This window comes from Blastococcus sp. SYSU DS0539, from assembly GCF_054050855.1.
In genome coordinates this window covers 133,123-153,967 of the sequence record NZ_JBJHAF010000003.1, presented here as the reverse complement: position 1 = coordinate 153,967, position 20,845 = coordinate 133,123, and the positions used below count along the sequence as shown (strand labels likewise).

19 protein-coding genes, 2 tRNA genes and 1 other RNA gene are annotated in these 20,845 nt (G+C 75.1%); 16 read left to right on the top strand and 6 right to left on the bottom strand.

The window, feature by feature from the left end:
* Nucleotides 1–38: 38 nt before the first annotated feature.
* The gene (locus ACI790_RS05095; RefSeq protein ID WP_456568703.1) at nt 39–932 is read right to left on the bottom strand and encodes a prephenate dehydrogenase; all 894 of its coding nucleotides are present in this window, start codon (nt 930–932) and stop codon (nt 39–41) included.
* 64 nt (nt 933–996) lie between these two features.
* Between ACI790_RS05095 and ACI790_RS05090 the strand changes: the two genes are divergently transcribed.
* The 5 genes from ACI790_RS05090 to ACI790_RS05070 all read left to right on the top strand — a co-directional run bounded on the left by ACI790_RS05090 (nt 997) and on the right by ACI790_RS05070 (nt 3,814).
* The gene (locus tag ACI790_RS05090; RefSeq protein ID WP_456568702.1) at nt 997–1,710 is read left to right on the top strand and encodes an O-methyltransferase; all 714 of its coding nucleotides are present in this window, start codon (nt 997–999) and stop codon (nt 1,708–1,710) included.
* Nucleotides 1,707–2,210, top strand: coding sequence for a tRNA adenosine deaminase-associated protein (locus ACI790_RS05085; RefSeq protein ID WP_456568701.1), 504 nt, complete (start codon nt 1,707–1,709; stop codon nt 2,208–2,210). Before ACI790_RS05090 ends, ACI790_RS05085 begins: the two co-directional genes overlap by 4 nt.
* On the top strand, nt 2,207–2,854 hold the full coding sequence (locus tag ACI790_RS05080) for an HAD-IA family hydrolase (RefSeq protein WP_456568700.1): 648 nt from the start codon (nt 2,207–2,209) through the stop codon (nt 2,852–2,854). Before ACI790_RS05085 ends, ACI790_RS05080 begins: the two co-directional genes overlap by 4 nt.
* A gap of 397 nt (nt 2,855–3,251) precedes the next feature.
* Nucleotides 3,252–3,716, top strand: a complete 465-nt coding sequence (locus ACI790_RS05075; RefSeq protein WP_456568699.1) for a nucleoside deaminase — start codon at nt 3,252–3,254, stop codon at nt 3,714–3,716.
* A gap of 10 nt (nt 3,717–3,726) precedes the next feature.
* Nucleotides 3,727–3,814 (top strand) — tRNA-Ser (locus ACI790_RS05070).
* A gap of 61 nt (nt 3,815–3,875) precedes the next feature.
* Here ACI790_RS05070 and ACI790_RS05065 read toward each other — a convergent pair.
* Together ACI790_RS05065 and ACI790_RS05060 are read right to left on the bottom strand one after the other, a co-directional pair.
* On the bottom strand, nt 3,876–5,603 hold the full coding sequence (locus ACI790_RS05065; protein WP_456568698.1) for a serine/threonine-protein kinase: 1,728 nt from the start codon (nt 5,601–5,603) through the stop codon (nt 3,876–3,878).
* 19 nt (nt 5,604–5,622) lie between these two features.
* Nucleotides 5,623–5,970 (bottom strand): hypothetical protein, encoded by a 348-nt coding sequence (locus ACI790_RS05060; protein WP_456568697.1) that lies wholly within the window; start codon nt 5,968–5,970, stop codon nt 5,623–5,625.
* A gap of 165 nt (nt 5,971–6,135) precedes the next feature.
* On the opposite strand from ACI790_RS05060, the gene ACI790_RS05055 reads away from it, so the two are divergent.
* The 9 genes from ACI790_RS05055 (at nt 6,136) to ACI790_RS05015 (ending at nt 15,968) form a co-directional block, all read left to right on the top strand.
* Nucleotides 6,136–6,220 (top strand) — tRNA-Ser (locus ACI790_RS05055).
* Between the two features lie 184 nt (nt 6,221–6,404).
* Nucleotides 6,405–6,500, top strand: an RNA gene (ffs, locus tag ACI790_RS05050) — signal recognition particle sRNA small type.
* A gap of 78 nt (nt 6,501–6,578) precedes the next feature.
* Nucleotides 6,579–8,969: a DNA polymerase III subunit gamma and tau gene (locus ACI790_RS05045; RefSeq protein ID WP_456568696.1), complete on the top strand. Its 2,391-nt coding sequence runs from the start codon at nt 6,579–6,581 to the stop codon at nt 8,967–8,969.
* Between the two features lie 52 nt (nt 8,970–9,021).
* Entirely contained in the window at nt 9,022–9,360 is a 339-nt protein-coding gene (locus ACI790_RS05040) for a YbaB/EbfC family nucleoid-associated protein (RefSeq protein WP_166533398.1), read from the top strand.
* A gap of 43 nt (nt 9,361–9,403) precedes the next feature.
* A complete protein-coding gene (recR, locus tag ACI790_RS05035) occupies nt 9,404–10,003 on the top strand; it encodes a recombination mediator RecR (RefSeq protein WP_456568695.1) in 600 nt (199 codons plus the stop codon).
* Nucleotides 10,004–10,352: 349 nt separating this feature from the next.
* A complete protein-coding gene (locus ACI790_RS05030; RefSeq protein WP_456568694.1) occupies nt 10,353–11,996 on the top strand; it encodes an ABC transporter substrate-binding protein in 1,644 nt (547 codons plus the stop codon).
* Between the two features lie 102 nt (nt 11,997–12,098).
* A complete protein-coding gene (locus ACI790_RS05025) occupies nt 12,099–13,202 on the top strand; it encodes an ABC transporter permease (RefSeq protein WP_456568693.1) in 1,104 nt (367 codons plus the stop codon).
* Nucleotide 13,203: 1 nt separating this feature from the next.
* Nucleotides 13,204–14,286 (top strand): ABC transporter permease, encoded by a 1,083-nt coding sequence (locus ACI790_RS05020; protein WP_456568692.1) that lies wholly within the window; start codon nt 13,204–13,206, stop codon nt 14,284–14,286.
* Nucleotides 14,283–15,968 (top strand): dipeptide ABC transporter ATP-binding protein, encoded by a 1,686-nt coding sequence (locus ACI790_RS05015; RefSeq protein WP_456568691.1) that lies wholly within the window; start codon nt 14,283–14,285, stop codon nt 15,966–15,968. The genes ACI790_RS05020 and ACI790_RS05015 overlap by 4 nt, the downstream gene beginning before the upstream one ends.
* 7 nt (nt 15,969–15,975) lie before the next feature.
* Here the strand turns inward: ACI790_RS05015 and ACI790_RS05010 are convergent, their stop codons facing one another.
* Entirely contained in the window at nt 15,976–16,350 is a 375-nt protein-coding gene (locus tag ACI790_RS05010; protein ID WP_456568690.1) for a Rieske (2Fe-2S) protein, read from the bottom strand.
* A 145-nt stretch (nt 16,351–16,495) separates the two neighbouring features.
* Between ACI790_RS05010 and ACI790_RS05005 the strand changes: the two genes are divergently transcribed.
* Nucleotides 16,496–18,571, top strand: a complete 2,076-nt coding sequence (locus ACI790_RS05005; RefSeq protein ID WP_456568689.1) for a TPM domain-containing protein — start codon at nt 16,496–16,498, stop codon at nt 18,569–18,571.
* A 76-nt stretch (nt 18,572–18,647) separates the two neighbouring features.
* On the top strand, nt 18,648–19,406 hold the full coding sequence (locus ACI790_RS05000; protein ID WP_456568688.1) for a VOC family protein: 759 nt from the start codon (nt 18,648–18,650) through the stop codon (nt 19,404–19,406).
* Between the two features lie 48 nt (nt 19,407–19,454).
* Here ACI790_RS05000 and ACI790_RS04995 read toward each other — a convergent pair whose 3' ends face one another.
* Both ACI790_RS04995 and ACI790_RS04990 read right to left on the bottom strand, forming a co-directional pair.
* On the bottom strand, nt 19,455–19,877 hold the full coding sequence (locus tag ACI790_RS04995) for a PPOX class F420-dependent oxidoreductase (protein WP_456568687.1): 423 nt from the start codon (nt 19,875–19,877) through the stop codon (nt 19,455–19,457).
* Entirely contained in the window at nt 19,877–20,845 is a 969-nt protein-coding gene (locus ACI790_RS04990; RefSeq protein ID WP_456568686.1) for a pirin family protein, read from the bottom strand. The genes ACI790_RS04995 and ACI790_RS04990 overlap by 1 nt, the downstream gene beginning before the upstream one ends.

Sequence of the window (20,845 nt, the reverse complement as noted above, 5' to 3'; positions counted from 1 at the left end):
CCGTGCCCGGGGAGGCGGCAGCGAAACCGGGACGGCGGTCAGCGCCGGCCGGGGACCCAGCCCTCCACGAACGCGGCCAGCCGGCGGTGCACCGCCCCGCCGGCGCGGCCGAGGGCCAGCAGCGCGGCGCGTTCCAGCGGCACCCGGACGGTGCGCCGGTCGGCCGGTCGGGTCGCGACGGCGTGGCCCGCCGCGACGAGCTCCGGCCAGGGACGGGCGAGCTGGGCGCGGACCCGGTCCAGCGCCGCGGCGGTCGGGCCGGCGTTGCCCTCGACCATGGCCGTCACGAAGCCGGGGTCGCTGCCGATCACCCGGGTGCCGTCCCGGAAGCTGCCGGCGGCGAGCGCGAGCGCGAGCGGGCCCGCGTCGGCGGCGGCCGCGGCGAGGGCGGCGGCCAGCAGGTGCGGGACGTGGCTGATCGCGGCGACCGCGTCGTCGTGCTCGGCGGCGGTCACCGGCACGACCTCCGCGCCCACCGCGAGCGCCACCTCGGCGACGCGGAGCCACCGCGGCAGCTCCGTGTCCGGCTCCAGGCACAGCGCCCAGCGGGCACCGGCGAACAGCGCCGGGTCGGTGGCCTCGTGGCCGGAACGCTCGGTGCCGCACATGGGGTGCCCGCCGACGAAGCGCCGGCCCAGGGTGCGGCCGACGGCGTCGAGCACCGGGACCTTCACCGAGCCCAGGTCGGTCACCGTCGCGTCGGGGTCGACGGTCAGCCCGTCGAGGGCCGTCGTCATCGCGGCCAGCGGGACGGCGAGGACGACGACGCCGGAGAGCTCCCGGGTGATGCGCACCCCCCGCGCGGCCGCCGCCTCCCGCGCGGCCGGGTCGACGTCCCAGCCGGACACCGGGCGCCCGGCGGCGGCCAGCGCGGCGGCCAGCGAGCCGCCCAGCTGGCCGAGCCCCACCACGCCGACCGGGGGAGCGGGCATGGTCGGGACCGGGAACGACGGCCCTCCACCGGTGGGTGCGCCCCCAGGACGTGCGGCTTCGGCCATGATCAGAGGCTATGACGCCGACCTGCCCGCTCCTGCCGCCCCACGCGCCATGACGCCCCGCTCGTTCCTGCTCACCCCGGAGCTCGCGGAGTACGTCCGCGCCTCCTCCGACCCGCTCGACGAGGTGATGGCCGACCTGATCCGGGAGACCGCGGAGATGGCCGCCCGCGGCGAGGCCTCGGGCACGATGCAGATCGCCCCGGAGCAGGGCGTGCTGATGCGGCTGCTCACCGCGGCGATCGGCGCCCGCACGGCGATCGAGATCGGCACGTTCACCGGGTTCTCCGCGCTCTGCATCGCGCAGGGCCTGCCGGAGGACGGCCGGCTGCTGTGCCTGGACCGCAGCGAGCAGTGGACGGCGGTCGCGCGGCGCCACTGGGAGCGGGCCGGGGTGGCCGCGCGGATCGAGCTGCGCATCGGGGAGGCGCTGCCCGCCCTCCGGGAGCTGCCGGCGGAGGAGACCTTCGACCTGGCGTTCGTCGACGCGGACAAGACCGGCTACGCCGCCTACGTGGAGGAGCTGCACCCCCGGGTGCGGCGCGGTGGCGTGGTGCTGCTGGACAACACGCTGTGGTCGGGGCGCGTGCTCGACCCGCAGGACGAGTCCGACCGGGCGCTGGCCGAGCTCAACGCCGCCCTGGCCGCCGATCCGCGGTGGGAGACGGCGCTGCTGCCGCTCGCCGACGGCCTGACCCTGCTGCGCAAGCGATGAGCGACGGGGCAGCGACGGGGCCGGCCAGCTACGCGGTGCGGGCCAGCCGCGTCGATTCGCGGTGGAAGGTGGAGCTGCTCGCGGCCGACGCCGGCGACGAGCTGCCGGTGCTCGAGCGGGCGCTGGGCGAGCCGGGCGCCGGCGGTTGGCCGCCGCCGCTGGTGCTCGTCGTGGACTCGCGGCTGTACTTCGTGGCGCTGCGGCACGGCCCGGGTGGCATGGTGCGGGCGCTGATCTCCGACGCGACGATGCTCGAGTGGGTGCTCGCCGCCGAGGTGGTGGAGCGCTACGGGATCGGCGTCGACACCGAGGGCGCCTTCGACGACGACGAGACCGGCTGGCCCGGCGGCGACCTGGACATCTTCGCCGACGACGGCCTGCCGGCAGAGGAGCTGAGACCGATCGTGACCGCTGACGACCTGTGGGCCGACGAGATGGTGGCCCGCATCGCCACCCGGCTGGGCTTCGCCGACGAGCTGGCCGCGGCGGTGACGTCGTGACCGTCACCGCGGTGGTGTTCGACCTGGGCGGGGTCATCACCGAGAGCCCGATGACCGCCTTCGCCGCCTACGAGCGCGACGCCGGGCTGCCCGAGGGGCTGATCCGGCGGCTGAACTCGACCGATCCCGACACCAACGCCTGGGCCCGGTTCGAGCGCAACGAGCTCGACGTCGCCGGGTTCTGCGCCGCCTTCGAGGCCGAGGCCGCCGCGCAGGGGCACCGGCTCGAGGCGGCGCGCGTCCTCGCGGCCCTGCACGGGGAGGTGCGGCCGGCCATGGTGGCCGCGGTGCGGCGGCTGCGGGAGGCGGGGCTGCCGCTGGCGATCCTGTCCAACAACGTCGCGCCGATGGAGCGGACCGGCCGGCTGGGGGAGCTGCTCGGCCTGTTCGACGCCGTCGTCGAGTCGTCGGTCGAGGGGGTGCGCAAGCCGGAGCCGGAGATCTACCGGCGGGCGCTGGACCGGCTGTCGGAGGCGGTGGGCCGCCGGATCGAGGCGACCGACTGCGCCTACCTCGACGACCTAGGCATCAACCTCAAGCCGGCTCGTGCGCTGGGCTTCTCGACCATCAAGGTGGTGGAGCCCGGGGCGGCGCTGGCCGAACTGTCCGAGCTGGTCGGCTTTCCGCTGGACGGGGCCGCGTGAGCAGGGCCCGGTACCTGGTCCCCGCGCAGTCCGTCTCTGCCCACCCGCGCTGGGCAGAGACGGACTGTCGCCGGGAGCCCTGGTGGCGGCCGACCTCGACGCCGCGATGGGTCGGGCGGCTCGAGCTGGTCGGCTTCCCGCTGGACGGGGCCGCGTGAGCAGGGCCCGGTACCTGTTCCCCGCACAGTCCGTCTCTGCCCACCCGCGCTGGGCAGAGACGGACTGTCGCCAGGAGCTCTGGTGACGCCGACCTCGACGCCGCGATGGGCCGGGCGGCTCGAGCTGGTCGGCTTCCCGCTGGACGGGGCCGCGTGAGCAGGGCCCGGTACCTGGTCCCCGCGCAGTCCGTCTCTGCCCACCCGCGCTGGGCAGAGACGGACTGTCGCCAGGAGTTCTGGTGACGGCCGACCTCGACGCCGCGATGGGCCGGGCGCTCGAGCTGGCGGCCGCCGCGGAGCAGTGGGGCGACACGCCCATCGGTGCCGTCGTCCTCGGGCCCGACGGCGCGGTCCTCGCCGAGGCGGCCAACGAGCGGGAGAAGCGGGGCGACCCGACGGCGCACGCCGAGGTGCTGGCGCTGCGGGCGGCCGCGCAGGTGCACGGCGACGGCTGGCGGCTGGGCGGGTGCACCCTGGTGGTCACGCTCGAGCCCTGCACGATGTGCGCCGGGGCCAGCGTGCTGGCGCGGGTGGACCGGGTGGTCTACGGCGCCGACGACCCGAAGGCCGGGGCGGCCGGATCGCTGTGGGACGTGGTCCGCGACCGGCGCCTCAACCACCGTCCGCAGGTCACCGGCGGCGTCCGGGCCGAGGAGTGCGGCGCGCTGCTACGTGCCTTCTTCCGCCGCCAGCGGGGCCTGTAGTCTCTTCGGCGGTGGCGTGTCCGAGCGGCCGAAGGAGCACGCCTCGAAAGCGTGTGAGGTGCAAGCCTCCGTGGGTTCAAATCCCACCGCCACCGCCAGCAGTGACAGCCCCCGTCCTCCCCTTGCGGAGGGCGGGGGTTTCGTCGTCCGCGGGGTCGCTCAGGCGGGGAAGTCGCTGTCCAGGATCAGCTGCCCGTCGCGGACCAGGAACGTGAACACGTGCGGGCCGGTCTCGCGGCGGCCGTCGGCGTAGCGCAGCTCCATGGTGGCGGTCGCCGTGGGCTGCCCGTCCGCCGCCCGGATGTCGCTGAGGCGCACGTCCTCGAACTGCTCCCAGTAGCGGATGTAGTTCTCGCGGCTTATGTTCGCGCGCAGCGTCGGACCGGTGCGCTCCCACGCCTGTGCCGGGTCCCGGAGCACCAGCCGGTGGTAGTCGCGCACGAAGTCGCGGACGTTCTGCTCGGCCAGCGGATCGCCGCCGGACTCCTCGTCGTCGCCCCCGTTGCCGTTCCCCTCGTTGCCGTTGCCGTTGCCGTTGCCGTTGCCGTTGCCGTCGCCGTCGCCGTCGCCGTTGCCCTCGTCGTCGTCGTCGTCGTCACCGTCGTCGTCCTCGTCCGGGGCCGGGGCGACGGGTGCCGCCGGTGGCTCGGGCTGCGGGGGCACCGGCTCCTCGCCGGCGGGCGCCTCGGAGGTGGCCGACGTGGGGGATGCGGCCGTGTCGCCGGGATCCCGGTCGCCGGAGGTGCCCAGCCACACCCCGAGCACGCCCAGCAGCACGACGGCGACGACGCCGGCCGCCACCCACGCTCCCCGGCGCCGTCCCCGGCGGCCGGCCGGTACCGGGGTGGGCGGGGCCGCGGCGGACGCCGCCGGGGCAGCGGCCGGCGGGATCGGCGTGGGCGTCTCCGTGGAGGCGGGCGGAGCGGTGGGAGCGGGCGGAGCGGTGGAGGCGGCGCCGGCGGCGAACACCGCCGTGCCGGCGGGCCCGGACGCGGGGCGCAGGTCGGTGCGGGCCAGCAGCACCGTCGTCGGGTCGCCGTCCCGGCCGGCGGCCAGCCGGGCCAGCTCGTCGCGCACCTCGGTCATGGGCGGGCGCGCGGCCGGGTCCTCGGCGAGCATCCGCAGCAGCGGCTCGGTGAGCGCCCCGGCCTGGTGCGGGGGAGTGATCCGCCCCGCCGCCACCCGGTGCAGCATGCCGAGCGGGTTGTCCTCCATGCCGAACGGCGGCAGGCCCTCGAGGCAGGTGTAGAGCGTGGCGCCGAGGGAGAAGACGTCGCTGGCCTCGGTCATCTCGTGGCCCTGGGCGACCTCCGGTGCGAGGAACGCCGGGGTGCCGGTGATCTGGCCGGTCTGGGTGAGCGTGACGTCGCCGCGGGCGTGCGAGATGCCGAAATCGGTGATCTTGACCAGGCCGGCGACCCGGCCGCCCTCCCCGATCAGGATGTTGGCCGGCTTGACGTCCCGGTGGACGATCCCGGCCGCGTGCGTGGCCGCCAGCGCGTCGGCGACCTGCGCACCGATCTGCGCCACCAGGCCGGCGGGCAGCACGCCCTCGGCGCCGAGGACCTCGGCGAGGCTGCGGGAGGGCAGGTACTCCATGACCAGCCAGGGCGCCCCGCCCTCCAGCGCGACGTCGTAGACCGAGATCGCGTGCGGATGGCTGAGCCGGGCGGCGATGCGGCCCTCGCGCAGCGCCCGCTGCCGCTGCTCGTCGATCTGCTGCTCGTCGGCGCCCAGCGGCGACAGCACCTGCTTGACCGCGACCTGCCGGCCCAGCAGCTGGTCGCGCGCGAGCCAGACGGTGCCCATCCCGCCGCCGCCGATCTGGGACTGCAGCCGGTAGCGGCCGGCGATGAGCCGGCCGGGCCCGGTGACGGGACGGGTCATCGACGGGCGGGCAGCCGGGTCAGACGGTGGAGGGCACGCCGTACCGGCGTGCGTACTCCTCGCGAGCGCCCTCCGGGAGGACGTCGTAGAGCTCGCCGAGCTCCGCGTGCGCCTCGGGCGCGAGGTCGTCGAAGAGCTGCCGCCACGTGGGCGGGTCGTCGTAGCTGCGGGTCAGCAGCAGCTCCCACGCCTGCGCCTGGCGGTCGCGCTTGCTGCGCTCGGCGACGAACTCGGACAGGTAGCGGTCCTTCGCCGCGGTCTTCTCCGCGGCGGTGGCCCCGGCCGGCAGCTCGCCGGCGTCGCCACCCTTGAGCACGCCGACGATCGCCTCGACGACGTCCGGCCGCACCTCGTCGTGCTCACCCATGTCCTGACCCTCCTCGTCCTCCGGCCCGCGGTTCCAGGCCGTTCCCCGCCGACCGCCCGGTGAACCGCGCTCGGGTGCAGGATGCCGCACGACGCGTCGGACGGCCCGCCCGGTGGTGTCCCGGCGACCGCCGCGCGGGCGACCGGTAGGATCGCTGCCGTACCTGGAGGATTCGCCTAGTGGCCTATGGCGCTCGCTTGGAAAGCGGGTTGGGGGCAACCCCTCGGGAGTTCGAATCTCCCATCCTCCGCAGTACGGACGGGGCGCGGGGGGGGGCCCGGGGGCCCGCCCCGGCCCGGGCGGGGGGTGGGGGGGGGGGCGGGGGGTGGGCCCCGGCGCCCGGTGCGCGCACCGGGGCCCGTCCGCGTCCGCGGCTCGCGGTGGGGTGCGGCGAGGGGGTCGGCACGCGGCGACCGGTGTGCCCTACAGTGGTCGACGACCCCTCGTGTGGCGTCACCCTGTGAACCTCCCCAGGGCCGGAAGGCAGCAAGGATAAGCGGGCTCTGGCGGGTGCGCGGGGGGTCCTCTTCTTTTCCGGGGCCCGATCCCGCGGCCCGGCGTCCACCGGCACCGCCGTCCGGTCGGTCCTGCCACGTAACCTCCTCGGCGTGGCTCTGGCGCTCTACCGCAAGTACCGCCCGGCGACCTTCGCCGAGGTGGTCGGGCAGGAGCACGTCACCACCCCGCTGATGAACGCGGTCGACGGCGGGCGGATCAACCACGCCTACCTGTTCAGCGGCCCGCGCGGCTGCGGCAAGACGTCGTCCGCCCGCATCCTGGCCCGCTCGCTGAACTGCGCGCAGGGGCCGACGTCCACCCCGTGCGGGGTCTGCGAGTCCTGCGTCGCGCTGGCGCCCGACGGCCCCGGCTCGCTGGACGTCATGGAGATCGACGCGGCCAGCCACGGTGGCGTCGACGACGCCCGCGACCTGCGCGAGCGCGCGTTCTTCGCCCCGGTGAACAGCCGCTACAAGGTCTACATCGTCGACGAGGCGCACATGGTCACCACGCAGGGCTTCAACGCCCTGCTCAAGGTGGTCGAGGAGCCGCCGGACTTCCTGGTCTTCGTCTTCGCCACGACCGAGCCGGAGAAGGTCCTCCCGACCATCCGCTCGCGCACGCACCACTACCCGTTCCGGTTGGTGCCGCCGACGACGCTGCGCTCGCTGCTGGAGAAGACCTGCGAGGCCGAGGGCGTGCAGGTCGAGCCGACGGTCTTCCCGCTGGTGGTGCGGGCCGGTGGCGGTTCGGTGCGCGACTCGCTGTCCATCCTCGACCAGCTCCTGGCCGGCGCCGGCCCCGAGGGCGTCACCTACCGGAGCGCCGTCGGCCTGCTCGGGGTCACCGACGACGCGCTGCTCGACGAGACGATCGACGCCCTCGCCGCCTCCGACGCCCCCGGTGTCTTCCGCGCCGTCGACCGCGTGGTCGAGGCCGGGCACGACCCCCGCCGCTTCGCCACCGACCTGCTCGACCGGCTGCGCGACCTGATCGTCCTCGACGCCGTGCCCGACGCGGGCGGCAGCGGCCTGCTCGACTGCCCGCCCGACCGACTGGACCTGATGAACTCCCAGGCCCAGGCGCTCGGCTCGGCCACCCTGTCGCGCATGGCCGACACCGTGCACGAGGGCCTGGGCGAGATGCGCGGGACGACGGCACCGCGGTTGCTGCTGGAGCTGGTCTGCGCGCGCATGCTGCTGCCGGCCACCGACGGCTCGGCCGCCGCGACCCTCCAGCGCCTGGAGCGGCTCGAGCGGCGGATGTCGATCGCCGGTGAGCACGCCGGCCGCCCCGTCGCGGAGGTCGGGCACCGCGAGGCGGTCCCCGCCGAGACGCCCCGCGAGACGCCCCGCGCGGCGGCCCCGGCAGCTCCGGTGTCCGGCCCCACACAGGACACCGCAGCCGCGGCGTCCCGGCGGGAGTTCGTCCGCAGGTCGCAGGCGCAGCAGCAGCAGGCGGCGCGGCCCGAGGCGCCGCCGACGGCCTCCGCCCCGCCGGCCGCCGCGCCTCCGCCGCAGGCGGCGGCGCCCGCTCCGGCCGCGCCCGCTCCGCCCGCGCCCGCACCGGCACCCACGTCGGCTGCACCGGAATTGGCGGCACCGGCGGCGCCCGCGCCCGCCGCGTCGGGCGACGGCTGGCCGGAGACCGCCAAGCCGGGCAGCCGTCCGCGTCCCGCCGCGGCCGCCCCCGCCGCCTCGGCCGACGACTGGCCGGAGACGGCCCGGCCGGGCAGCCGGCCGCGCGCCGCTCCGCCGGCGCCGACCGCCGCACCGCCCACGCCCGAGCCCGCCCAGCGCCCCCGGGTGACGGCGGAGGAGCCGGACATCCCGCTGCCGCCCGAGCCCACCGACGACGAGGACTGGCCGCACCAGTCGCGGCCGGCCGCGGTGCAGGCCGCGGCCGCCCGGGTCGAGCAGCCGCGCCCGCCGGCGTCCCCGCCGCGCGCCGCCGCGGAGTCCGCCCCCGCACCGCGGGGCGGGGAGCCGACGCCGGTCGTCTCGGCCAACCCGCCGGAGTCCGCCTCCGACGGCGAGCTGACCACCACCGACGTCCGCCGGGTGTGGCCGGAGCTGCTCGCCGTGGTCAAGAAGCACAAGCGGACCACCGAGGCGCTGCTGAAGAACGCCCAGGTGCACCAGCTGGCCAACGGCGTCCTCACGCTCTCCACGTCGTCGCCGGCGCTGGCCCGGCGGCTGGGCGACGACCTCAACAAGGACGTCCTCCGCGAGGCGCTCAACGAGCTGCTCGGCGTGCGCTGGCGCGTCGACGCCGTCGTCGAGGGGGCCGGGCCGGCCGCCGGCGCCCGCACCGCGGCGCCGGAGGAGGCGCGCGCGGCCGCGCGGGCGGCGGAGGCGGCCGAGGCCCGGGAGCTGATGGCCGAGCGGGCGGCGGAGACCTCCGCCGGCGGCGACCGCGAGCCCGAGCCGGCCGTCGACCAGGAGCAGGCGGCGCTGCAACTGCTCCGCGCCCAGCTGGGTGCCCGCCCGGTCGACAGCTGACGGGCGGGGCGGCGCGTCCTCACCTGTCGTCCCCGCGGCCTACTCTCGTGGCATGTTCCCCGGAGGCCAGCAGCCCGACCTGTCGCAGCTCATGAAGCAGGCGCAGCAGATGCAGCAGCAGCTCGCCGCCGCCCAGCAGGAGCTGGCGGCCACCGAGGTCACCGGCACCGCCGGCGGCGGCCTGGTCTCGGCGACGATGACCGGCGACGGCGACCTGACCGCACTCACCATCGCGCCCGACGCCGTCGATCCCGACGACCTCGAGACGCTGCAGGACCTCGTCGTCGCCGCCGTCCGCGACGCCAAGCGGGCCGCCGACGAGCTGACCGCCAGCCGCATGGGCCCGCTGGCCGGTGGTCTCGGCGGCGGCCTGGGGCTGCCCGGCCTCTGATCGGGCGCACCCGCCCGATCCCTCTCGCAACCCGAGGAGCCCCGTGTACGAGGGTGCCGTCCAGGACCTGATCGACGAGCTCGGTCGCCTGCCCGGCGTGGGGCCGAAGAGCGCCCAGCGCATCGCCTTCCACCTGCTGTCGTCCGAGTCGGCCGACGTGAGCCGGCTGGTCGCGGCCCTGACGCGCGTCCAGGAGTCGGTCCGCTTCTGCGTGACCTGCTACAACGTCGCCGAGGCGGAGCAGTGCCGCATCTGCCGCGACCCGCGCCGCTCCGACGACGTGCTCTGCGTCGTCGAGGAGCCCAAGGACGTCGTCGCGATCGAGCGCACCCGTGAGTTCCGCGGCCGCTACCACGTGCTCGGCGGCGCGATCAGCCCGATCGACGGCGTCGGCCCCGACGACCTGCGGGTCAAGGAGCTGATGACCCGGCTGATGGACGGCGCCGTCACCGAGCTGATCATCGCCACCGACCCGAACCTCGAGGGCGAGGCGACGGCGGCCTACCTCGCGCGGCTGGTCGGCCCGATGGGGCTCGCGGTCTCCCGGCTCGCCAGCGGCCTGCCGGTGGGGGGTGACCTCGAGTACGCCGACGAGGTCACGCTCGGCCGGGCGTTCGAGGGCCGCCGCCGCATCGACGCCTGAGTCCGGACGGTGGCGGGCCGGTGCCGCGCCGGTGCGGGTGGTGGCGGGACGTCCCGCTGGCAGTCCGTCTCTGCCCCGCCCGGCTGGGCAGAGACGGACTGCCGCCGGAACAGGTACGGGGCCCGGCGGGTGCGCCGAGCCTGCGCGGCCAGGGGCCGCCGGGCGGCCGCTTCCCCGATCGGTGGCCCCGCTGTGCGGCATCTCTCGGTCCGCAGTCACGACGCGGTAACGGTGCTCCGGCGCCCTCTCACCGCTGAGGAACGCTGTGTTAAACCTTGAGATCTTCTGGTCCCCCGGGCGACCGCGTGGAAATCGTCCGCGATCGCTGTCGATGAGAACGAGGTAACGGATGACTTCCGGTTCGATCAGCCGTCGGCGCGTGGTCGCCACGGCGGGCGTCGCGGCGACGGCCCTGGTGCTCAGCGCCTGCGGCGGCGGTGACGGCGACGGCAACGGCGGTTCCGGCAGCGGTGACGGCGGCAGCATCACCATCGGCACCAGCGACAAGATCACCACGATCGACCCGGCCGGTTCGTACGACAACGGCTCGTTCGCCGTGATGAACCAGGTCTACCCGTTCCTGATGAACACCCCCTACGGCAGCCCCGAGGTCGAGCCGGACATCGCGGAGTCGGCCGAGTTCACCTCGCCCACCGAGTACACGGTGACGCTGAAGGACGGGCTGACCTTCGCCAACGGCAACGAGCTGACCTCCTCGGACGTGAAGTTCACGTTCGACCGCCAGCTGGCGATCAACGACCCCGAGGGCCCCGCGTCGCTGCTCTACAACCTGGAGAGCGTCGACACCCCCGACGAGCAGACCGTCGTGTTCAACCTGAAGTCGCCCAACGACCAGGTGTTCCCGCAGATCCTGTCCAGCCCCGCCGGCCCGATCGTCGACGAGGAGGTCCTCTCGGCCACCGAGCTGACCCCGGACCAGGAGATCGTCGAGGGCGAGGCCTTCGCCGGCCCCTACACGATCACCAACTACGACCAGAACAACCTGGTCACCTACGCGGCGAACCCCGAGTACCAGGGTCTCCTGGGCGAGCCTGCGACCGAGCAGGTCAACGTCAGGTACTACGCCGACGCCTCGAACCTGAAGCTCGACGTGCAGGAGGGCAACATCGACGTCGCGTGGCGGAGCCTGTCCGCGACCGACATCGAGGACCTGCGCGCCGACGACGGCGTCCAGGTCGTCGACGGGCCCGGCGGCGAGATCCGCTACATCGTCTTCAACTTCAACACCCAGCCCTACGGCGCGACCACGCCGGAGGCCGACCCGGCCAAGGCGCTCGCCGTCCGCCAGGCGGTCGCCAGCCTGATCGACCGCGAGGAGCTGGCCGAGCAGGTCTACAAGGGCACCTACACCCCGCTGTACTCCTTCGTCCCCGAGGGCCTGACCGGCGCCATCCAGCCGCTCATGGAGAAGTACGGCGACGGCGAGGGCGGGCCCGACGTCGAGCAGGCGCGGCAGCTGCTCGAGGCGGCCGGCGTCACCACCCCGGTGCAGCTGAGCCTGCAGTACTCCAACGACCACTACGGCCCGTCCTCGGGTGACGAGTACGCGCTGATCAAGGACCAGCTGGAGTCCAGCGGCCTGTTCCAGGTCGACCTGCAGACCACCGAGTGGACGCAGTACTCCGAGCAGCGCACCAACGACGTCTACCCGGCCTACCAGCTGGGCTGGTTCCCGGACTACTCGGACGCCGACAACTACCTGACGCCGTTCTTCCTGGAGGAGAACTTCCTGGGCAACCACTACGTGGACCAGGAGGTCAACGACCTGATCCTCCAGCAGGCCACGACGGAGGACCCGGCCGAGCGCCAGGCCCTGATCGAGCAGATCCAGGAGCTCGTCGCCGACGACCTGTCCACCGTGCCGTACCTGCAGGGCGCGCAGGTCGCCGTCACCGGCACCGACGTGTCCGGCGCCGAGGACACCCTCGACGCGTCGTTCAAGTTCCGGTACGGCGCCCTGAGCAAGGGCTGACCGAGCCCGCTGAGAGGCTGTACCACCGGCCCCGGGTGACCCGCCGCGCGCGGGTCACCCGGGGCCGTCCACGTACGGAACCCGCACACCCTGGGTGGAGACATGACCACGACCACGACCGAGCTCTCCGGGGGCACGGACGCCCCGGATGCCGAGCCGGCGCCCCGCCGCCGGCGCGGCGGCGGCGGGGGACTGGGCAGCTACCTGCTGGTCCGCTTCCTGCTGATCTTCCCGACCATCTTCATCCTGGTGACGACGGTCTTCGTCCTCATGCGGCTGACCGGTGACCCGATCACCGCGGCGCTCGGCGGCCGGCTGCCGGCGGCCGAGCTGCGGGAGCGGGTGACCGAGGCCGGGTACGACCGGCCGATCCTGGTGCAGTACTGGGAGTACCTGACCTCGCTGGTGCAGGGCGACTTCGGGACGACGCAGAGCGACAACCGCCCGGTCACCGAGGTGCTCGCCACCTTCGGCGCGGCGACCCTCGAGCTCGCGTTCTACGCGCTGATCGTCGCCTTCCTCGTCGGCATCCCGCTGGGCCGGCTCGCCGCCTACCTGCGCGACCGGTGGCCCGACGCCGCGCTGCGGGTGTTCGCGATCCTCTGCTACGCCACCCCGGTCTTCTTCGCCGGCCTGGTGTTCAAGCTCGTCTTCGCCGTCCAGCTGGGCTGGCTGCCGGTCGCCGGCCGGGCCACCACCGGCTCGGAGATCCAGCTGCAGACGCTGGACTCGTCCACCGGCATCTACCTGATCGACGCGTTCGCCACCGGCGACGGCGCGGTGGTCACCGACGTCCTCGAGCACGCCGTCCTCCCGGCGCTCACCCTGGGGCTGCTGACCGCCGGGGTCTTCCTCCGGCTGGTGCGCACCAACGTGATCGGCACGCTGGGCATGGGGTACGTGGAGGCGGCCCGGTCCCGCGGGGTGAGCGAGCGGCGGCTGCTGCGCAAGCACGCCTACCGGCCCGCGCTGATCCCCATCGTCACCGTCATCGGCCTGCAGATCGCGCTGCTCCTGGGCGGCGCGGTGCTGACCGAGACCACGTTCGAGTGGAAGGGCCTGGGCTTCCAGCTGGTCCAGTACCTGGAGGCGCGCGACTTCGTCGCCGTCCAGGGCATCGTCGTGCTGGCCGCCGTGATCGTCGCGGTCATCAACTTCGTCGTCGACGTCATCGCGGCGCTGATCGACCCGCGGGTGAGGTACTGAGATGGCCACTGCTGTGCACGCCCCCGAGACCGCACCCGCGGGCCGCCGGCGCCGCGGCTGGCGCGAGCTGCCGGTGATCCGCCAGGTGCAGCAGAGCGTCGGCCTGCAGCGCGGCATGCTCGTGGCCGGCCTGGTGCTCACCGGCGTCTTCGTGCTGACGGCGATCTTCGCGCCGCTGCTGGCGCCCTACGAGTACGACCAGCTGCGCGACGCGACCGGCCCGTTCGGCGCCCAGCAGGAGCCGTCGGCCGACCACCTGCTCGGCACCACCGTCGGCGGCTACGACGTGCTGTCGCGGGTCATCTGGGGCTCGCGCACCGCGCTGCTGGTGATCGTCGCGGCCGTCGTCTTCTCGCTGGTCCTGGGCGTCCTGCTGGGGCTGGTCTCGGGCTACTTCGGCGGCTGGCTGGACCGGGTGCTGGTCGTCGTCGCCGATGCGATCTACGCCTTCCCGTCGCTGCTGCTGGCCATCGTGATCGGCATCGTCGTCAACGGGGGGCAGTCGAGCCTCTTCGGCGGCATCCTCGCCGCGGCGCTGTCGATCACGGTGATCTTCGTGCCGCAGTACCTGCGGGTGGTGCGCGCCGAGGTGGTGCGGATCAAGTCGGAGGCGTTCGTGGAGTCCGCGCGCGTCATCGGCGCCGGGCACTGGCGGATCATGTCGCGGCACGTGTTCCGGAACTCCACCCGCACGCTGCCGCTGATCCTCACGCTCAACGCCTCCGAGGCGATCCTGACCCTCGCCGGGCTTGGCTTCCTCGGCTTCGGCATCGAGCCGACCGCGGCCGCCGAGTGGGGCTACGACCTCAAGCAGTCGCTGTCCGACGTCACCAGCGGCATCTGGTGGACCTCGATCTTCCCTGGCCTCGCCATCGTGCTGGTGGTGATGGGCCTGACCCTGGTCGGGGAGAGCCTCAACGACCTCGCCGACCCGCGGCTGCGCAGCCGGCGCCGCGGCGGCACCGCGCCGTCCGACGTCGCCGAGACCTCGGTCGCGGTCGGCCCGTACACCGCCCCGGTGACCAGCCCGGGCGGCACCGACGAGCTCGAGCGACCCGGCAACCAGGAAGGGGGACGGCGATGAGCGACGTCGTCGGCATCGAGGACCTGACGGTCTCCTTCGCCACGGACGCCGGTGACGTCGCCGCCGTCCAGGGCGTGACCCTGTCGGTGGCCGCCGGTGAGGTGCTGGCCATCGTGGGCGAGAGCGGCAGCGGCAAGACCGTGACCGCGCGCAGCATCCTGGGCCTGCTGCCCGAGACCGCGACCACGCGCGGCGCGGTGCTGCTCACCAGCAAGGACGGCGGCAGCACCGCCGACATCGTCACGCTCGGCCGCGCCGGCCTCGGCGACGTCCGGGGCCGCGACGCGGCGATGGTGTTCCAGGAGCCGTCGACGGCGCTGAACCCGGTGTACCCGGTCGGCTGGCAGATCGCCGAGGGGCTGCGCGCGCACGGGAAGTCCAGCAAGAAGGAGGCGCGAGAGAAGGCGATCGACGTGCTGCGGCGGGTCGGCATCCCCGATCCCGAGCACCGCGTCGACCACTACCCGCACCAGTTCTCCGGCGGGCAGAAGCAGCGCATCGTCATCGCCCAGGCGCTGGTGCTCGACCCCGGCGTCATCATCGCCGACGAGCCGACCACCGCTCTCGACGTCACGGTGCAGGCGGAGATCCTCGACCTGCTGCGCCGCTGCCGGGACGAGTTCGGCACCGCGATCGTGCTGATCACGCACAACATGGGCGTCGTCGCCGACCTCGCCGACCGGGTGGCGGTCATGTACCAGGGGCGGATCGTCGAGCAGGCCGACGTCCGGACGCTGTTCTCGTCGCCGCAGGACCCCTACACCCGGCAGCTGCTGTCCTCGGTGCCGCGGCTGGGCGAGGGGCGGGCGCGCACCCAGCACCGGGCCGACTCCCGCACCCGGGCGTGGTCGGACGCCACCCCGGTGGTCGAGGCGCGCGACGTGCGGATCGTCTACCCGGGCCGGCTGCGCAAGCCCGACTTCGTCGCCGTCGACGGCGTCAGCTTCGCGATCCGGCCGGGTGAGGTGCTCGGCCTGGTGGGGGAGAGCGGCAGCGGCAAGACGACGATCGGCCGGGCCATCGCCGGGCTGACCCGGGTGACCGGCGGCTCCCTGCAGGTGCTGGGCACCGAGATGAACGGGGTCCGGGAGAAGCGGTTCCGCCCGGTGCGCGAGCGGATCGGGTTCGTCTTCCAGGACCCGGCGTCGAGCTTCAACCCGCTGCTCTCCATCGCCGACGCCGTCGCCGAGCCGCTGGTGGTGCACGGCCGGGCGGCGGACCCGCAGGACGCCCGCGGCCGGGTGGACGAGCTGCTGGAGGCGGTGCAGCTGCCCAGGGCCTTCGGCGACCGGTTCCCGCACGAGCTGTCCGGCGGTCAGCGCCAGCGCGCCAGCCTGGCCCGCGCGCTGGCCCTGGACCCGGAGCTGCTCATCGCCGACGAGCCCACCTCGGCGCTGGACGTGTCGGTGCAGAAGCGGGTGCTGGAGCTGTTCGACGAGCTGCAGCGCGAGCTCGGCTTCGCCTGCCTGTTCATCAGCCACGACCTCGCCGTCGTCGACCTGCTGGCCGACCGCATCGCGGTGCTCTACAAGGGCGAGCTGGTCGAGGAGGGCACCGGCGCGGAAGTGCTGGGGAACCCGCAGCACGCCTACACGCAGCGGCTGCTGGCCTCCCTGCCGGTGCCCGACCCCGACGAGCAGGCCCGGCGCCGGTCGGTCTGGGAGCAGCTCCAGGGCAGCTGAGGAGGCCTCACCCCAGGACGACGTCGTCGCCGGTGCGGGTGGCCCGGCGCACCCGCAGCCGCGCCAGCTGACCGAGCGCCCGCACCAGCTGGGTGTAGACCGGCGTCGGCCCGTGGTAGCCGAGGAACCCGCGCGGGCCCTCGACCATCTCGCCGGTGCGCACGTCGTAGCGGCTCTGGTGCCAGGGGCAGACCAGGCACCCGTCGGCGTCGACGCTGCCCTCGGCGAGGTCGGCCAGCTGGTGGCGGCAGCGCCGGGAGACGGCGAAGTAGCGGTCGCCGCCGTCGGGCCCGGGCCCCTGGTTGCCCACGGCCCAGCCGCCGACGCGGCGGACCGCCCCCGGTGGCAGCTCGGCGGCGGGGACGGCGTCGGGCTCGGTCACGGGGATCTCCTCGGTGCGGTGCGGTGCGGTGCGGTGCGGTGCGGTGCGGCGGCGGCGGTTCCGCACTACCCACCGCGGCCGGGCCGGACCCCTCGACCGTCGGTAGGGTCGTCCGGGTTCGACTTCGCCCTTCCAGGAGGTATCCGTGCGCCGGCTGTGCGTCGTCCTGGGAGTGCTCGCCGTCCTCCTGGTCACCGGGGGGCCGGCCTACGCGGTGCCCCCGTTCCGGCTGCCGGAGCAGATCGTCGACGAGGTCGGCGCGCTCGACGGCGACACGGCGCGGGTCGAGGACGCGATCGACGACCTGCGCGCGGCCACCGGCACCGACCTCTCCGTGGTGTTCGTGTCCAGCTTCGACGGTGCGAACGAGTCGGAGTGGGCGCAGGCGACCGCCGAGCTCAGCCAGCTCTCCGAGGAGGACGCGCTGCTCGCCGTCGCCGTGGACGACCGGCGGTACGGCTTCCTCCGGCCGGCGGATTCTCCGCTCTCCCGCGAGGAGCTCGAGGCGCTGGCCGACGAGCAGGTGGCGCCGCAGTTCGGCGCCGGCGACTGGGCAGGTGGCGTGGCCACCTTCGCCCAGCTGCTGCAATCGGGCGGCACGGCTCCGGCGCAGCCGGCGGAGTCCGCGTCCGACGGCGGCTCCGGCGGTGCCGGCGCCCTGCTGGTGCTCGGCGGCATCGCGGTCGTCGGCGGCGGCGCCTACCTGATGAGCCGCTCGCGCCGGAACCGCGCCGGGAGCGCGCTGCCCGCGGGCCGGCGGCGCCCGGCGCCCGACCCGTACGAGGGCGTGCCCACCGACCAGCTCCAGGGCCGCGCCAGCGAGGCGCTGCTGGAGATGGACGAGGCGGTGAAGACCTCGCAGCTCGACCTGGACTTCGCGCGGTCGCAGTACGGCGAGGACGCCGTCGCCGGGTTCGACGCCGCGCTCGCGCAGTCCAAGGCCGAGGTCGGCCGCGCCTTCACGCTGCGCCAGGAGCTCGACGACGACGTCCCGGAGGACGAGCCCACCACCCGCCGGATGCTCGCGGAGATCCTCGCGCTGACCCAGGCCGCCGACGCCCGGCTCGACGAGCAGCGCGCGGCGTTCGAGGAGCTGCGCGACCTGGAGCGGACCGCTCCGCAGGTGCTCGCCGGCCTCGAGCCGCGCATCGCGGCGCTGCGCGCGCGGCTGCCGCAGGAGGAGCAGCGGCTCACCGGGATCCGGCAGCGGTTCTCCGGGTCCGCCGTCACCGCCGTCGCCGACAACGTGCGCGAGGCCGGGGCGCGGCTCGACGCCGCCGACCAGGAGGTGCGCGAGGCCCGGGAGGCGCTCGCCGCCGGCCGCACCGGGGACGCCGTCGGCGACATCCGCGCGGCCGAGGACGCGGTCGCGCAGACCGGCACCCTGCTCGACGCCGTGGGCCGGCTGGCCGCCGACCTCGACGCGGCCGCCGGCCGGGTGGCGGCCGCGCGGTCGGAGACGGAGAAGGACCTCGCCGAGGCCCGGGCCCTGGTGGCCGGCGGCGACCGCAGCGGCCTGCAGCCGCAGATCGCCCGGGCCGAGGCGGCGCTGGCCGCCGCCGACGCGGCCCTGCGGCCCTCCGGTGGCACGCCGGGGGACCCGCTGGCCGCGCTCCGCCAGCTCGAGGACGCCGACGCCGCGCTGGAGGAGACGCTCTCCGCGGCCCGCGACGCGCAGACCCAGGCCCGCCGGGCCGCGGCGGCGCTGGACCAGGCGCTGCTCACCGCCCGCTCGGCGGTGGCCGCGGCGGCGGACTTCATCGACACCCGGCGCGGGGCGGTCGGCCCCGAGGCCCGCACCCGGCTGGCCGAGGCGCAGCGGCACCTGGAGGCCGCCGTCGACCTCGGCCGCAGCGAGCCGGTGAGCGCGCTGCGGGAGGCCCAGCAGGCCGGGCTGCTCGCCTCGCACGCCCTGGACCTGGCCCAGGACGACGTCGACCGGTGGAACTCCGGCTACGGCCCCGGCGGCATGGGCGGCGGCTACGGCGGCGGGTACCGGCGGGGCGGGGTGGACCTCGGCAGCCTGGTGCTCGGCGGCATCCTGCTCGGCGGCGGGCGCCGCGGCGGGTTCGGCGGCGGCTTCTCCGGCGGTGGCTTCGGCGGCGGCTTCGGGGGAGGGGGCGGCTTCGGCGGGCGCTCCGGCGGCGGCTCGTTCGGCGGGGGCCGCGCGGGCGGCGGCTCCTTCGGCGGCGGTGGCCGCTCCGGCGGCGGGCGGTTCTGACCGGCGCGCAGCCGGCGCCCCGAACTGTCGTACTCCGGTGGGACGGTGACCTACCTCACAACCGGAGGAGGCAACCATGCCCACGCGAGACACACCCTGGCCGGCCGGGACGCCGTGCTGGGTGGACTACGGCGCAGCCGACCTGGCGGCGGCGCGGGAGTTCTACACCGCCCTGCTCGGCTGGGCGTACACCGGCGGGGATCCCGAGTTCGGCGGCTACCTGAACGCGGAGAAGGACGGGCAGCGGGTCGCCGGGCTCGGTCCGCAGATGGATCCGGACGACCCGCCCCGCTGGACGACCTACTTCGCGACGGACGACGCGGCCGCCACGGTCGCGCGGATCCGGGAGGCCGGCGGCACGGTCCTCGTCGAGCCGATGGAGATCGGGCCGATGGGCACGATGGTCGTCGCCCTCGACCCGCAGGGGAATCCGTTCGGCCTGTGGCAGTCCGGCGAGCACACCGGTGTGCAGCGGTACAACGAACCCGGCTCGCTGGTCTGGAACGAGGCGGCGGTCGACGATCCGGCGTCGGCCCGGGCGTTCTACACCGCCGTCTTCGGGTTCCGGTTCGAGGAGATCCCCGGCGGGGAGGGCTACACGACCTTCGCCACCGGGGGTGACCCGCTCGGCGGGCTCGGCGGCGTCGCCCCCGGGGTGCCGAAGGGCTGGTCGACCTGCTTCGCTGTCGCCTCGACCGACGGCGCGGTCGCCACGGTGACGTCCGCGGGCGGGAAGGTGCTCCTCCCGGCCGAGGACACCGAGTACGGCCGGTTCGCGGTCGTCGCCGACCCGTGGGGCGCGTCGTTCTCGGTCATGGAGGTCCCGGCCGGGTGATCCGGGCCCGGTCGCCGGTGCGAGCGGGGCGCACCGGCGACGCCGGGTTCACCCCGGTAGCCGGCCGTAGGCGTGCTCCGGGCGGAACCGCACGACGAGCCGGCGATCGGCCACCATCGCCGCCCGGTACGCGTCCCAGTCCTCGTGCTCGCCGGAGACGCCGCGGTAGTAGGCGATCAGCTCCTCGACCGTGGCGTCGTGCGGTTCCCGCGCGACCGGGGTCAGCTCGGCGGTGCCCTCGACGGCGACCCAGGTCCAGAAGTCCCTCGACGCCACGTGCAGCGTCACCCGCGGATCGCGCTGCAGGTTGCGGGTCTTCGCCCGGTCGGCGGTCACCGAGACGCGGACCAGGCCGTCGTCCCAGGCGTACCCGACGTTGGACAGCTGCGGCCGGCCGTCGCGCTTGACCGTGGCCAGCACTCCCCAGCGCTGCTCCGCGACGAAGGCCAGCAGCCGCGGGTCCGCGGGCATCAGTGCACCCGGCCGCGCGGTCGCAGCCCGGCCGGTGGCAGCGGTGGGGCCGCCAGCCGGTCGCCGTCGTAGCCGACGACCGCGCCGAAGCGGCGCGACTCGGCGTTCCACTGCTCGGCGTAGTCGGCGATCTCCTCGCCCGACCGGCCGATGAAGTTCCACCACATCACCAGGTGCTCCTCGAACGGCTCCCCGCCCAGCAGCAGCAACCGCGACCCCGTCGCGGCGCGCACCCGCAGCGCACGGCGGCCGGTGCCCAGGTACAGCATCGCGCCCGGCTCGAGGACGACGTCGTCCACCGTGGCCGATCCGGCCGACGCCAGCAGCCCGTACTCGAACTCGGCCTCCAGCGGCAGCTCGACGTCGGCACCCGCGGCCAGCTCCAGGTCGACCCCGACCAGCGGGGTGTAGGCCCGCCCCGGCGACGTCGCGCCGCCGAAGCCGCCCATGAGCACCGTGGCGGTGAGCCCGTCGGAGCTGAAGCCGGGCAGCACCCCGTGGTGCTCGAAGTGCGGGTCCACCTCGCGGTCGGCCTCGGGCAGCGCCACCCAGAGCTGGGCGCCGTGCAGGTACCGCGGGTGGGTCGCCGGCGACTGCTCGGAGTGCGCGATCCCGTGCCCGGCCGTCATCAGCGCCAGCTCGCCGGGCCGGAACCGCACGTCGCTGCCGAGCGAGTCCCGGTGGTGCACCTCCCCGTCGAGCAGCCAGGACACCGTCTGCAGCCCGGTGTGCGGGTGCGGCGGCACCTGCATGCCGGGGCCCGCGGCGATGTCGTCGGGGCCGTAGTGGTCGACGAACACCCAGGCGCCGACCATCCGCCGGCCCAGCGTCGGCAGCAGCCGGCGCACCCGGGTGCTCTCGCCGAGCAGCACTTCCTTGCCCGGCAGCAGGTCGAGCGCCGGCCCCGCGGTGGTGCCCGCCAGGCCGCCGACGTCACGTGCGGGCGGCCGTCGGTCCAGGTTGCTCAT

Excerpts from the sequence above, each read along its gene's own strand:
- ACI790_RS05095 (WP_456568703.1), bottom strand. The coding sequence starts at position 932 with ATGCCCGCTCCCCCGGTCGGCGTGGTGGGGCTCGGCCAGCTGGGCGGC.
- ACI790_RS05090 (WP_456568702.1), top strand. The coding sequence starts at position 997 with ATGATCAGAGGCTATGACGCCGACCTGCCCGCTCCTGCCGCCCCACGC.
- ACI790_RS05085 (WP_456568701.1), top strand. The coding sequence starts at position 1,707 with ATGAGCGACGGGGCAGCGACGGGGCCGGCCAGCTACGCGGTGCGGGCC.
- ACI790_RS05065 (WP_456568698.1), bottom strand. The coding sequence starts at position 5,603 with ATGACCCGTCCCGTCACCGGGCCCGGCCGGCTCATCGCCGGCCGCTAC.
- ACI790_RS05060 (WP_456568697.1), bottom strand. The coding sequence starts at position 5,970 with ATGGGTGAGCACGACGAGGTGCGGCCGGACGTCGTCGAGGCGATCGTC.
- ACI790_RS05040 (WP_166533398.1), top strand. The coding sequence starts at position 9,022 with ATGTTCCCCGGAGGCCAGCAGCCCGACCTGTCGCAGCTCATGAAGCAG.
- ACI790_RS05030 (WP_456568694.1), top strand. The coding sequence starts at position 10,353 with ATGACTTCCGGTTCGATCAGCCGTCGGCGCGTGGTCGCCACGGCGGGC.
- ACI790_RS05025 (WP_456568693.1), top strand. The coding sequence starts at position 12,099 with ATGACCACGACCACGACCGAGCTCTCCGGGGGCACGGACGCCCCGGAT.
- ACI790_RS05020 (WP_456568692.1), top strand. The coding sequence starts at position 13,204 with ATGGCCACTGCTGTGCACGCCCCCGAGACCGCACCCGCGGGCCGCCGG.
- ACI790_RS05015 (WP_456568691.1), top strand. The coding sequence starts at position 14,283 with ATGAGCGACGTCGTCGGCATCGAGGACCTGACGGTCTCCTTCGCCACG.
- ACI790_RS05000 (WP_456568688.1), top strand. The coding sequence starts at position 18,648 with ATGCCCACGCGAGACACACCCTGGCCGGCCGGGACGCCGTGCTGGGTG.
- ACI790_RS04995 (WP_456568687.1), bottom strand. The coding sequence starts at position 19,877 with ATGCCCGCGGACCCGCGGCTGCTGGCCTTCGTCGCGGAGCAGCGCTGG.
- ACI790_RS04990 (WP_456568686.1), bottom strand. The coding sequence starts at position 20,845 with ATGAGCAACCTGGACCGACGGCCGCCCGCACGTGACGTCGGCGGCCTG.